This is a genomic window from Pseudarthrobacter equi (assembly GCF_900105535.1).
Classification (GTDB): Bacteria; Actinomycetota; Actinomycetes; order Actinomycetales; family Micrococcaceae; genus Arthrobacter; species Arthrobacter equi.
In genome coordinates, this window is the sequence record NZ_LT629779.1 from 3084729 (window position 1) to 3098199 (window position 13471).

Here is a 13471-nt window from a genome sequence, read left to right on the forward strand (position 1 = left end):
ATAAGAGAGAAGTGCACCGTGGCAAAAAAGAACCTTGGCGCTGATCAGGTCGGCATGGAAATTGTTCTCGATGAGGGCAATTTTGACCGGGATAAGGAAAAGCTTCTCGCGCCGCTGAAGAAGCCCGTCAAGGTTCCTGTCGAACTGGATGAGGAAGCCGCACGGAAGGCTGCCGCGAAGCAAGAGGCAATTCAAGCCGAACGCGATCGGAAGGCAGAGCAACGCGAAGCAGAAGCAGCACGCAAGAAGGCTGAGCGTGAAGACGCTGCCGCGAAGATCAAGGCAGAGAAGGACGCCGAGCGGGATCGAATCCGGGCAGAACGCGATGCTGAAATTGCACGCAAGAAGGAAGAACGCGATAACGCTGCTGCCGCGAAGGAAGCAGAACGGCTCCGCAAGGAGTCTGTCAGTGACCTCGACAAGGCGTTCGTCTCTCGGAACCAGTCCGACGTAAAGAAGCTCGCCGCTAAAGCAGATGCTCTCATCCCCGTTGGTATCGACGGCGACAAGCTGCGAGCTGAGCTGGCTGCAAAAGTGGCTGCTGCAACGGCAGCCCTCAAGGCAGACATTCCCGTCGAAGCTGCCGAGGTTGCGGAGTTCCGGGCTGGTATCGCGACACTCGTCAATGAAGTTGAATCGCAGGTCGTTGACCTTCAGGTCGAAGCTGACACGGTTGCTGCAAGGCTGAAGCTAGAAGCCATCGAGCGAGACCGCCAGCTCAAGCTACAGGTGGACGTTGATACGGCTGCTGCCAGCGCTCAGATGGCTGCATTCCGTGCCAGCCAGATGGCTGCTAACGCTGCTGCTGGTCTCGGATCAGTCATGGGCAATGGCGGTTCAGGCGGATTTGACCCGTCGAAGCTCTTCGGCAGGGTTGGGAACATCGGTGGTGGCGGCAACGGCACCGGGATCACTTCCGCTGTTGGCATGGCTGGACCTTATGGCGCAGCCGCTGCTGCGGCTCTGGGACTCGCGCAGGCTGTCGGGCAAGTAGTTGCCCAGACTGCTGGATTGAGCCTCGTAGCGGGTGCTGTGGGGCTTGTTGGTACTGCCGCTGGTTCATCGCTCGCACAGGTCACTAGTCTTGCCGCGTCCGTTGGGACTCTTGCTGGTACTGCTGCACTGCTCCCTGCTGTGGCAACGGGTGTTCTTGGCATCGCTGGGACCGCGCTGACGATCATCGACGGTCTCCCCGACGCTCTGACGGCGATGCGGGAGGCACAGAAGACTGTTGTAGCCGCTAACCCGGAGATCGAAGCCAGTAGGGCGAAGCGTGCGCGCGAGACCGTTGTGGACGCGGAGAAGGCTGCCGCCAAGGCGCAGATCGCTGCTATCGACGCAGTGGCTGATGCCCGTGAGGCTGCCAACAAGGCTAATGACAACGCGGTTGATTCCTACCGCAGTGCTGCGAAGCAGGCTGATGATGCTGCCAAGGCTTTGATCCTGACGCAGCTCGACCTCACCAAAGTCCGTGAGGACGCGGCTGCTGCTCTGGAGAAGATCGGGGTTCAGCTTGAGCGGTCTGCCTTCAATGAGACCAAGGCTAATAAGGCGCTGAAGATCGCCCGCGACAACCTCGCGGAGGCTTCGACCAACAAGCGCTTGATGCCAGAGCAGCTTGGAGCCTACAAGGATGCCGTCACCGAAGCCGAGATCGCTGCCAAGGAAGCCGCTGCCAACCACAAGCAGACGCAGAAGGACTTCACTGAAGCCGACAAGGTCCGCATTGACGGTACTGGCGAGATCATCGCCGCTAAGGACCGGGTGAATGAGGCTGAGGAACGCAGCATCGAGCTGGCTCAGCGTGCATCCGCTGCACTTGCTGCCATTGAGGCAACACGCCTTGCAGGCATCGAGAATGTCGAGCAGGTACGGATCGATTCTGCCGAGCGTGTCAATGAGGCTGAGAAGCGTGCTGATGCTGCGGCTGAGGATTTCCGTATTCGTGGGCTGGAAGCGGCTGACAAGCAGGCTGCCGCCACGAGTGGGCTAGAGGATGCCCTCAACCGCATCTCCCCTGCTGCTCGCCGTGCTCTGACCGCTGTCAGTAGCCTGATGGACGAGTACAGGTCACGTGTTGGCATGCCAGCGCAGGAAGAGTTCTTCGAGGGCTTCGAAGAGTCGCTGCGGAACGCTACCGACAAGTTGCTACCGGAACTGGAAACAGGTCTGGGACGCATCGCTGGCACTCTGGGTGACGCGACGACGACTTGGTTCGATGAGATCGCTGGTTCGCTTGATGAGGGCGTGCTGGACCGGATTCTGGACAACTTGAACACCGGTCTTTCCAACGCCAACGCTGGTATCGCTCCGATCGTGGATGCGTTCACGACGATGGGGGAAACGGGTTCAACGTTCCTGCCAGAGCTTGGTGATGGGTTCGCTGATCTGGCGGTGAGGTTCAACGACTTCATTCAGGACGCTGCTGCATCGGGCGAACTGGAACGCTGGATCGAAAAGGGTCTGGATGGCATCGAGGACCTCGGGTCCATCGCGCTGAACGCTGCTAAGGCTATCGACGAGATCGGGAAGGCTGCTGACGCTGCTGACTCCCTCTCGCTGGGTAGCTTGGCTGATGGCGTGGAGGGCTTCTCCGAGTGGCTGGCTGATCCCTCCACGCAAGAGACGATGAAGACGCTGTTCGAGGGCGGGAAGCTGTTCTTCGACAACCTTGGAACGTCATTGCCTGTTATCGGGGACGTTCTCGCGAAGAATGCACCAGCGATGTCTGAGCTGGCTGGAACCTTCGGTGAGATCGGCTCTGAGGTGCTTGGCACGCTTGCAAAGCTGTTCGGTGACCCTGCGGTCGTGGAAGGCGCTCAGAAGTTTGCTGACGGGCTGCTGGGAGGTCTGGAGGCTCTAGAGCCTGCCATTCCCGGTATCGCAGAGTTCCTCGGGAAGTTCCTTGAGTTCCTCGGCGTATTCAGTGAGGAGGGCGGTGAAGGTCTAGCTGACTTCATTGAATGGTTCGCCCCGATGGCGACTGACCTCGTTGAGGGCTTGACGATCGTCCTGCCGCTGCTGAACGACTTCCTCGGATTCGTCAGCGGCATGTCCAGCATGGACCCGGAGACGCTCGGCTCGTTGTTCGGCGGAGTTATCGATGGTGCCGAAGGCGCTCTGAACTTCCTGAACGGTGACTTCTCTGGCAACTGGGGTGACGCGTGGTCCGGCATCTTTGGGCAGGTCTCACCACCAGCCATGGCTGGTGACTTTGCTCTCTGGTCGCAGGAGCTGTTGGGCGGTGTCGATGGCGTGTTTGGCGGCTTCGACTTCGGAGCAACCTTGGATGACGCGTTCAGGAACTACGGCAACTTCTGGGATGACATCTTCGGTGACTTCGACGAGGGCTTCGCTGACCTCCTCGACGGCATCGTGGATAGTTTCCGCAATGGTGGCGTCGATGCGCTCAACGCCCTGAAGGACGGACTGCAAGGCTTCAATCTCGGGTCCGCGATGGACGCTCTGAACCCCATGAATGTCTTCAACTTTCAGGGTGGTCAGGGTGCTCGCATGGCACCGATGAGCCTCGCGTCGGACCGCATGTTCATGGCGGCAAACGCTCCAACAGCTTCTGACTACAGCTCCTACGGGGGCAGCCGTCAGTCCGCTGCGTCCTCTGCCGGTGCAGGCAAGTACTACACCATCGAGAACCTTTCGATGACCGCACAAAACGATCTCGACGAGATGCTCTCGGGATTCTTCAACCGCATTGAAATGGGAGCATAACGATGGCATTCGACAAGTCGAAGGCGTATGAGTACACCGTCATCGGCGGCTCTCAGGTCTTGACCAGCAGCACCCCAACCCCTGACGAGCGCGGTGGCTTCATCACGCTCGGCAGGGGTGGTGTGCGGGGCTGGGATGAACCGGTGTCACTGAAGGCTGATGGAACTCCAAACGGCAGGACTGTTTCTCTCTCCGGGGCTGTGAAGGCTCCTGATGGGCGGCTCCACCGCGATGAACTCTACGACAACCTCGTTGGTGCTGTCCCGATGGGCGACCCGGAACCGGTGGTGTTCTACCGTGATGGGCTGGTGCGGCACATTCTTGCGAAGCTGGGGTCCACTCCGCCACAGAAGGACATCGTCAACCCACGCAAGGCGAACTACGGCATTCAGCTCTACGCCGAGGACTCTCGCCGCCTATCCGGTGACGGTACGGGCTACGAGTTCTCATCGGCTACACAGCGTGGCATGGCTGGCTCCATGACCATGTACAACAGCGGCAACGGCATCACGCCGCCGATGGAGCTGCGCTTCGAGGACTGCGCTACCCCACGCATCACAGTGGATGGTTCGCCCACAGCGCCTCTCTGGCTCGACTTGACAGTTCCGGCGGGTCTGGAGCTGCGCGTCGATCTGGAGAGCCATCAGGCGTTCCTGAGCAACGGTCTGGACGTGACTGGTGCTATCCGTGGCGACTGGCCGCGGCTGGATCGCAAGACAAACACCTTCCGCTTCACAGCGAACACCCTCGGCACAGAATCTCTGGCTGCGATCTGGTGGCTCGACTCTTGGCTATAACTTTGGAGCTTCCCCATGCGCTTTCTCATTGCTAACAACCGGTCCGACCTGATCGTCGGCGCACTACCGCTAAAGAGCAGTGGGTTCGGGTGGGCGATCCAGCAGTTCTTGAACCAGACGTTCACCTTTGATCCGAAAGACAAGAAGTGCCCGCGCAACTGGCGGGCACTTCTTGAATCAGGCGTGAACTACATCGTTCCAGTCAGGGATGATGCTGACCCGTCAGACCGCATGATCGGCTACACGATCAATAGCTGGAGCGAATCCGGCGATGGTCTGATCAAGATTCAGACTTCGACTTGGGAGCGGGTCTACGACAACTTCCTCGCCGGTGGTCCTAGGTTCGATCTGGCGGACGTGACGAGCACCGTGTTCGTCACTGTCGCCAGCACAGTGAATCAGGACGGCGTTGGTTGCAACATGACCTTCGATTGCCCTGCCAGCGGACGCTTGATCAACAAGTACGTCACTGCCGGTGACCGCCTGACTCCACGAGACGTTATGGATGACATCGCCGTTGATTTTGAGTGGACGACGGATGTCGTGTGGGATAACGAGGAGCACACCAAGCTTCGCAAGGTGACACGGACGGGCTACCCCCATCTGAGCATCGCCACGACGACGCCAACAATCGCCTTCACACGCGACGTAAACGGCAAGGGCAACATCCTTGACTACTCGTTCACGGATAGCCGCAGGGAGGGCGAATACGCCACGTACGTCGTTGCCACAGGCAGCGGCGTGGATGATGACCAGATCGAATCAGCACCTGTCATCGACGAGCTGGCAGAGCGGGCTATCGAAGACGGCGGCGAAGGTCGCATGCGTGTGATGAAGTGGGAAAACTTCTCCGGTGTCACCACTGTTGCCGAGGCGAACGTCATGGCGCAGCGTATGGCGGACAACTACTTCGCCAAGCGCAACATCATCACCTTGAAGGTCTCCACGACCGGAGCGGTCAAGCCGTCACAGATTGAAAAAGGCGCGTTCGTGCGTCTGGACCTCTGGACCAAGGCTGGAAACCGTATTGACGAAGTGTGGCGCGTTATTGCCTTGAAGGAATCGTCTGATGGGAAGTACTACGAACCGACACTGGCAAAGATCGGCGTAAAGCCCGCTGACTTCCCGCGTCCGGCTGACGTATCCGAGATCGGTCGTGCGATCCGAGAGGTCAACAGGCGCGTTGATCGTCTGACAAACCGCAACCCCAGCATCAACGGTGTTAGGACCAGCGGTTCACGGCTCCGCCCTGACGGGACGATTGAACGCCGCAATGGCAGCACGTGGGAACCAGTCACTGCTGGTGGTGTCTCCCGAGGCATCGTGGCGAGCTACGACGCTGCGGGTCGCACTGCTGACGTGACGATGGACCGCTCCGGAGCGTCCAAGACGGCTATCAACGGTGAGATGGATGCTCTGCATCCCGGCGACATTGTCTGGGTAGCTGCTAACACTGACCGTGACAGCATGCCGGTGATTGTTGCTGCACCCCGCATCACCAACCCCAGCACGGACATCTTCGGTCCATATGGCGCATCGCCGTTCTATCCCATCGATGCGGCTGCTGAGGTTCGCACTCTTCCCTACGGTGCAACGTTCAAGGACGCGGACAACGCGCTCGGCTTCGGTCGGGATGCCGTGGTCATCGACAGCCCAGAAGACTTCAACATCTTCTTGCCCGACTCTGGGACTCGCGAGTCGATAAAGCCACCTGCTGGCTACGAATGGGTCCCCGGCATGCAGCGCGTGTGGGAGAACAGGTTCTTCCAATTCTTCAGCAAGGACGGAAACCCGAACTCTCCGGTCTGGCTCTTCCAGTGGAACCCGCAGACGCGAGGCTGGCTTGATCTCGGCGGATTGCCGGCGTTCGTTGACGCCATCACCAATACTCATGGTGACGGTGTGTGGGCTTCTCATAGCGCCGGTGTGGAGGTGTTCGCTCCTCCCGCAGTTGTTCTGCTGAAGGTCCGCCAGCAGCAGTTCGTCGGGTCGAACCTCTTGGGATGGCGTATCCCCCTCACTGCCAAGGTGTACTACTGGAACGCAGTAGCGGGAATGTGGAACATCGCCAGCCTCGACATCATGTCGGGCAAGATTCCGAACTGGTGGTCTAACGATGCGCCAGTGTACGACGCAGCTACTACGGCGATATCCGCGAGCTGGGGGATCAACAGCGGCAACCACGTCTTCTTTCGGACATGGCTTCGCGGTCAGAACCTCGATGTGAACTCGGAGCTACACCACCTAAATCTTGCATCAGGCGATTTGTCCACGGTTGCTGTTAAATCGGCGTACATCGACGATCAGGACCAAGGCGCGGTGAGCGAGTACGTGGGTTCAGGACTCGGCAGTTTCATTCGCCTTTCTTCGGACGGGCAAATGTACTGCGGCACCCCGGCAAAGCGCGCCTACGAGTTCGGTCAGATGGTCATCACGGACGCGACGCTGAAGATACGGAACTTGGATAGTTCAACGATCCGCACGTCGATCGTGCAGCCCGCGAACATGGACTCCAATACGCCGGTGGGTCAACTGATCCCTCAGCGTGTCTGGAACACTGCTCGCTACATCCTGTCCTCCCAGATTTACAGCGCGGACAGCAATGGAACTGCGAAGGGGTACAGGGGCGCGCTGTGGGACCACTGGGCGAGTTCCGGCACGTCCTACCAGATCGTCACCCCGGACACGGTTCAGACGGGCATACGGCGCGCGCAGGTGTCGATGCCGATCCAGTGCACCGATGGCGACGTGATCGCCAACCTTGACACGTCGAATGCGGATGCAGTTGGCAGTCAGGGACCGTCTCACCAGATTCACCAAGTGGTGATCTAGCTCTACCCCCTCATATTCAGCAGCAGCGCTTCGGTTCCGGGGCGCTGCTGCTGTTTCCCGAAATCAGCCCACGCAAATACTTAGGACGCCTAACAGCACCTCGCACCCGAACGGAACGACCCATGCCCGTCCCTACTCCACCCTCAAGCTCCGACGTACTGCTCGCGAACTGGGCGATCATCTCGTTCATACTGCTTTTTGTCTTCGGCATCATCGCCGCTGTACTGGCAATCACTTGGCGCAACGTCAAGAAGAACCCGAAGGTCATGAATCTCTTGACCAACTTCATGCAGATGGTTGAGGACTACACGGGAGAACCTGCCCGTCCCGGTGTCCCTGAACGGCTGGGATGGAATATGCGGCTCCAGAACATCGAAGTCAGCCAGACCAGCCAGACGGCGTCGCTCAGGCGTCTGGAGGACATCCAGAAGGCTCACGGTGAGCAACTTGACTCTGTGCACCACGAGGTGAACTTCAATCACGGAGGAAGCGTCAAGGACGCTGCTGTGGAAGCTAAGCACGGTGTGGCGGAAGTGAAGACCGAGATGCAGGAGCTTCGAGCGGGACTGGACACGATCACCGAGCTGATCTCAGCAAAGGTGAAGCCGCTTCTCTCCATAGAGCACACCGTGAACCACAACGAGGTTCGACCGATCGACGGGACCATCGAGGACTGATCTGTGGCAGGTGCTTATACATACACTCACGCATACCTACAGCCCTTCATCACCCGCTGCGCTACGTCTCCACCCCTGCTTATCTATGTTCCCGACCACTACTCTCTCCCCTTCATTCACCCCTACCTGACTCCACCTTGCTTGCTCCCTGATTGCTTCGCGAAGCGATGGGATTCGTGGTGTTTCGTGGTGCTCTGGCTTCCCTGTGATTCGGTCTGTGGTCCTTCGGACTGATTCAGGTTGGTGGCAGCAGAATGCACCGTCCTGCTGCCCCTTCTGTACTACCCCTTCCCCCTTATAGCTCCCGGTTGCGGGATGCTTCGTCCTGCCTGCTTATAGGAGCTTCATCATGCCTTCTGCTACTTCTGCATTCTCTGTCCCCTTGGAAACACACCGACTGGTGGAAGGGATAAGTCCGGACCGCGTTGGGGGAATCAATGGGGGACGCGGGGTGATAACTCCGACTGTCTCTGCTGTTGTTCGAAACGGGAAGACGGTGACGCTGGTCCCGTGGGAGTACACCATTGAGGCAGATGGTTCGATTCGCTATGTGAATGAACTGGGTGTTGTTCAGTCGTTTATCGATGTGCCTGCCTATGACGTTCCGGGAGCAACTGCTGGTACCGGGTTGCAGTACAAGGTCCAGCGTTGGTACTCGCAGAATGGTGTCCCTGTTCAGCTTGAGGACTTCCATATCAATGCTCCGGCTGCGGGACTGACGAACTTGTCTAACGTTGCTCCGGTAGCAGTGGTGGATGGTGTTCCGATCACGAAGGGCGATAAGGGTCCTGTGGGTCCTGCTCCGGTGCTGAAAGCCGGTACTGCGACTGTTGTGGCTCCGGGGTCTCTTCCGGTCCTCTCAATGCGTTCTGAGGCTCCGGGGACGTATGCGTTGGATGTTGCGATCCCTGCTGCTGCTCCGGGGCGTGAGGGTCCTCCGGGTCCTGCTGGTCCGGCTGGTATGACGTGGCGTGGCTTCTGGGATGCTGAGATCGACTATGTGGACGGCGATGCTGTTTCCCACGATGGCAGCTCTTGGTTCGCTGCTGGTGATCCAGCGGTTGGCGAGGAGCCGTCGATCGATTCTGTCTCGTGGCACGTCACTTCGATGCATGGCAAGGATGGTCGTGATGGTGCTGACGGTCTTCCGGGTCCGGCTCCGCAGTTCACTGCGTCCGCTACGACGTTGGCAGCCGGTGCAGACGTTTCTGTGGAGGTCTCGGGTGTCTCGCCCAGCTTGCATCTGGAGTTCGGCATCCCTCGGGGTGCTGATGCTGTTGGTGGAAGCGGTGGTGGTGCCTCGGAGCGTTCGACGGGGTGGCACGCCTTCGGGAACCAGTACGCTTCCCAGCGTGTCCGCATTCGGCGTCGTGGAGACATCGTGGAGGTGTTCATCCTCAGCGTCAGCGGGGCAACTGATCAGTACACGTGGGTCCTGCCCAACTACTTGGGGTACGGACCGGGCTTCGGCACCGTCATGAACCACCTCTACCCTGTGTACTCCACGGCGAGCAAGCGGCAATTCCTTAAGTGGGAAGCCAGCAACGGCTCCATGTACGCATATTTGGAGAACCCGGACTACACCAATCCCGCAGTGGATAACAGTGGCGTTTACGTCCACTACTTCCAATACCCGACGCTGGAGGCATTCCCGGAACCCGAGGACATTGTGTTGCCTCAGGGGTTCTACAAGATGACGGAGCCGGTCAGCAAGTACGACTGGTAGCCATCGAAGGGTACTCACTTTTGAGTACCCCTCTAACTGAATAACTTCCCTTCAAGGCATCCGAGCACCGGGTGCCTTTTTCTATGCCCTGAGAAAGGCACCCACCGTGGCGTACAAGCTTGAAACTCAATACAACAGCCCTAACTTCACCGCTGGCAGCTCCGTTCCGAGCGTCTACGGCATGCTGCGGCTCATCGACTACATCACCATCCACTGGTGGGGCGAGCCGTCATTGCGCCCTTCCTACGAGGGTGTCGTTGCGTACCTCTGCCGTCAGGGTGGCAACACTTCTGCTCACGAGGTGATCGAGGCTGGTCGTGTCGCTGTCATCATCGACCACATCAACGCGGCTTGGCATGCTGGCAACGCTACGGGCAACGCTCGAAGCATCGGTCTGGAGCTGAATCCCCGTGCGAGCGAGGGTGACTACCAGACAGCAGCAGAGCGCGTTCGCGATCTGTGGGCGTTCTACGGCGAGAAGCCCCTCAAGGCGCACAGGGACTGGTTCAGCACTGCCTGCCCCGGCGTCTACGATCTGGCGAAGCTGGAACGCCTTGCCAAGGGTTCGTTCGGTGTTCCGACTCCTACTCCCGTAGTTGCGGCTCCTGCCCCTGTGGTGACCGCCCCAGCGCCTGCTGCACCCGTTGTGGCTAGTGGGAAGCGCCTGACACTGCCTGCTTCTGCAACTGGTTGGAACATCTACCCGTTGAACCGTCCTCCTGTGAACGGAATGCAAGTTGGCAAGCTGAACCCGAGCCTGTTCGGCGGTCTGACCTACGACATCATCAGGATGAACCAGCCCGCTGTCGCCGTGATCCGCACTCGCGACTTTGGCGAGGTCCAGATTTACGTGGGACCTGAGACTGGCGCGGTGATCAGCGGTGCTGCTTCGGCTCCTGCTCCTACTCCGATCCAGCCTGTACCAGCTCCGGCTGCTCCATCTGCTGAGCTGCACAGCCGCACGGTGACCAACGCCGTGGCATGGGTCCGCACTGGTCCTCGTGCCGACGCTCCAACAGCCCCCGGCTACCCGGAAGGGATCGCCAAGGGCGCGACTCTGTCCATCCGTGGATTCGTCGCCGGTCAGGACCCCTACAACAACGGAAACGATGCTTGGTACGTCACCCGGAGCGGATTCTTTGTGTGGGCTAACGCTGCTGGAAACTCGCTTGCGGGTCTTCCGAAGCTGAACTAGGCGGCGGTGTCAGTGGGGAGACACGTCGCTGTTCGCAAGAAACGCCCGATCAGGAACTCTCTGGTCGCTTCTGTAGCCGTCGCACTGATATTTGGTGTGGCGGCTACGGCTTTCCCTGCTGTCTCCGCACCCGTGGAACAGCCTCTGACAGCCGAGATTCAGCTTCAACCGATAGTTGCGCCTGTAGGTGTTTCTGTCCCGTTTGAGCGCCCTGTGGTGACCACTGTTGCCGCCCCGATTCCGGTCGATGACGGGCGCATGAGCCTCGCTCAGTTCATCGCCAAGTACGAGCACACGTATCAGGTGCTTCCCGGCTACAGCACTGCCGAATGCATGGCTTTGTTCAGTCACTACAACTATCAACTGGTCCACGGTGATGCCTATTCGGCTCCCGGCGCTCAGGACGTGTGGCTCAGCAACACGTGGTCAGCGTATGACCGGATCGATGCCTCACAGCCTGCTCGGCGCGGCGATGTCGTGCTGTGGTCCGGTTCTTTCGGTGCCTATCAGGGCGGCGGCTACGGGCACGTGGGGATCGTTCTGGAGGATCACGGCGGCACGCTGCTGGCTCTCTCGCAGAACCCAACGCCGATTGTTCGGCTCGAACTCAGCAAGTACGGGGTGCTCGGATATCTCCGACCCCACAACCTCAAGCAATAAGGAGCATCATCATGGCGGATCACCGCGCTGTCCCTACAAGTACCCAACAGCTATACCCGTGGCGTACCGTTGCCCGGTCCATCTTCCAGTTCGTGGTGGCTGTAGCTGCCGCTGCACCGCTGATCTACGTAGCGATCTTCAGCGCCTCCCCCGAGGCTGCTACCGGGGCTGCTGCTGTTGCTCTGGCTGTCTCAGGTGCCATCACTCGCGTCATGGCGTTGCCGGTCGTCGATGAGCTGCTGAAGCGCTTTGCGCCGTTTCTCGCATCTGAACCGAAGAGCTAGGCTAGACGTTCATTCACTGATTCAGACAGTTGGATGTTTCCAAAAAGACCCCACCTTGCCTTCGTGGCGGGGTGGGGTCTTTTGTCGTTTAAGGTCTACTTGGCACTCAGGGCGAAGACAGCGCCAAGCGTCGTGAGCAACACCCCGAAAAAGGTCATGCCCTCGGTGAAGAGTGAAAAGCCATCCTTCACATCACCGGGGGAATTCTTGATTGTGGAACTCTTAGCAAGCAGTTCCCCGAACTTGCCCGACGCAGCGATGACTGCTCCCGCAACGGCTAGCCGCGTCGTCTCAGTGGCGAAGAATCCGGCGAGAAGGGCTAGCCCCCCGCAGATGACTACTGCTACACATACATACACAAGTTTCATTATTCGTATCCTTGTCTGTGATCCGGACATTGCTGTCGACAATGTCAATCTTGGATTCCTAACGGCTTCTAAATCTCCCCATCGAAAGCCTGTCTAAAGCTCGACTTCAACAGGCAGGGATTTTGTGCACTCAGTAGCCGGGATGTCGACGCCGTCCTTTACCCAAGTCTGTCCCGTTAGGACTTTGTACGAGTCAGACTTGGTGGTCCGCCAGTGGACGCTTCGCGTTTCACCCCAGTAGTCGAGAACAATCTTGTCTGCGCCGCTTATAGCCACGTCGAATGCTGGGGTGAGGAGAAACTCCTCGACACCCTGCGCTCTGTGGAGCATGCCGCCGAATGGCGTTGACCGTCCTCGGATTTCGCCTACGGGGCATGTCCCACTGGTGCCATCGCGCAATACCCATGACAGCGTTCCGCCACGTAGAGGGTGAACGCTAATGTTCTCAATCTCGACAGCAATGCTGCACATGCCCGGTTGAGTTTCGGAGCGCTCGATTTTTGGACGTACCACTGGCATGGGCTTAGTTGCGAAAGCTAGCGCCCTCGTCGCATCCTTCGCGGTCGCGGCGCTCTGTCGTGCTGCAATCATCGCGGCGATGGCAGCCAAGGCACCAGCGGCTGCGGCCACCGAGTCCGCGTCGAGATTCAGTGCCCGCAGGATCGTATACATCACGCCAATAACGGCGATGATGAGGAGGACAAGGAAGATTGCGGACTGCTGCCGGAGCCACCGCTCCGCACTGCCCCTCCATGCGCGAATGCGACCCATCAGGGGCGCATCTCAACGAATCCGAAGTCCGTGCTGACTCGGCAAGTTTGGTTGGTTGTGTTTACGGTCCCGTCCTTATGCGTTGCCGTGTAGGTGAAGTCCACCTCATACGCTGACTTGTTGCGTAGAAGAGCCACCTGCTCAACGTCGCCCCGGAAGCTGGTCGCGGTGATCTCGTAGTACTTTGGGGCAACCCCAGCAATCTTTCGGGCAGCATTGGCTGCCACCGTTTTCACTTGCTTTACGCACGCCTCTTTGACCTTGGTGGCGGTGCTGGTGTCTACGCGTTTAAATTCTTCGGCAGCCACAGCCGCTTCCGAGGAGGCGACGGAAGCAGCTTCCTTTTCACGGTTGGCGTTCATGCTACTGGATACCACCAGCCCAATGATCAGTACTACCCCTACACCAAGCCATACTAGGCAACCGGCGAAC

11 protein-coding genes are annotated in these 13471 nt (G+C 59.0%); 8 read left to right on the forward strand and 3 right to left on the reverse strand.

The window, feature by feature from the left end; translation table 11 throughout:
* The first annotated feature begins 18 nt into the window (after positions 1–18).
* From BLT71_RS13985 to BLT71_RS14020, 8 genes are all read left to right on the forward strand, one after another.
* Positions 19–3729: a hypothetical protein gene (locus BLT71_RS13985; protein ID WP_091721360.1), complete on the forward strand. Its 3711-nt coding sequence runs from the start codon at positions 19–21 to the stop codon at positions 3727–3729.
* Between the two features lie 2 nt (positions 3730–3731).
* Positions 3732–4526, forward strand: a complete 795-nt coding sequence (locus tag BLT71_RS13990) for a hypothetical protein (RefSeq protein WP_091721363.1) — start codon at positions 3732–3734, stop codon at positions 4524–4526.
* Positions 4527–4541: 15 nt separating this feature from the next.
* Entirely contained in the window at positions 4542–7358 is a 2817-nt protein-coding gene (locus BLT71_RS13995) for a hypothetical protein (protein ID WP_091721366.1), read from the forward strand.
* 122 nt (positions 7359–7480) lie between these two features.
* Complete coding sequence (locus BLT71_RS14000) at positions 7481–8035, forward strand: hypothetical protein (protein WP_091721368.1); 555 nt, start codon at positions 7481–7483, stop codon at positions 8033–8035.
* A gap of 349 nt (positions 8036–8384) precedes the next feature.
* A complete protein-coding gene (locus tag BLT71_RS20415) occupies positions 8385–9761 on the forward strand; it encodes a hypothetical protein (RefSeq protein ID WP_157693476.1) in 1377 nt (458 codons plus the stop codon).
* A 106-nt stretch (positions 9762–9867) separates the two neighbouring features.
* A complete protein-coding gene (locus BLT71_RS14010; protein WP_091721373.1) occupies positions 9868–10956 on the forward strand; it encodes a peptidoglycan recognition protein family protein in 1089 nt (362 codons plus the stop codon).
* A 216-nt stretch (positions 10957–11172) separates the two neighbouring features.
* Positions 11173–11616 carry a CHAP domain-containing protein gene (locus BLT71_RS14015; RefSeq protein WP_157693477.1) on the forward strand — a complete coding sequence of 148 codons (444 nt, stop codon included), beginning with the start codon at positions 11173–11175 and terminating at the stop codon, positions 11614–11616.
* A gap of 11 nt (positions 11617–11627) precedes the next feature.
* Positions 11628–11900: a hypothetical protein gene (locus BLT71_RS14020; protein ID WP_091721379.1), complete on the forward strand. Its 273-nt coding sequence runs from the start codon at positions 11628–11630 to the stop codon at positions 11898–11900.
* A 95-nt stretch (positions 11901–11995) separates the two neighbouring features.
* Here BLT71_RS14020 and BLT71_RS14025 read toward each other — a convergent pair whose 3' ends face one another.
* From BLT71_RS14025 to BLT71_RS14035, 3 genes are all read right to left on the reverse strand, one after another.
* A complete protein-coding gene (locus BLT71_RS14025; RefSeq protein ID WP_091721381.1) occupies positions 11996–12268 on the reverse strand; it encodes a hypothetical protein in 273 nt (90 codons plus the stop codon).
* 93 nt (positions 12269–12361) lie between these two features.
* Positions 12362–13039, reverse strand: a complete 678-nt coding sequence (locus BLT71_RS14030; protein ID WP_091721384.1) for a hypothetical protein — start codon at positions 13037–13039, stop codon at positions 12362–12364.
* On the reverse strand, positions 13039–13401 hold the full coding sequence (locus tag BLT71_RS14035; protein WP_091721386.1) for a hypothetical protein: 363 nt from the start codon (positions 13399–13401) through the stop codon (positions 13039–13041). Before BLT71_RS14035 ends, BLT71_RS14030 begins: the two co-directional genes overlap by 1 nt.
* Positions 13402–13471: the final 70 nt, after the last annotated feature.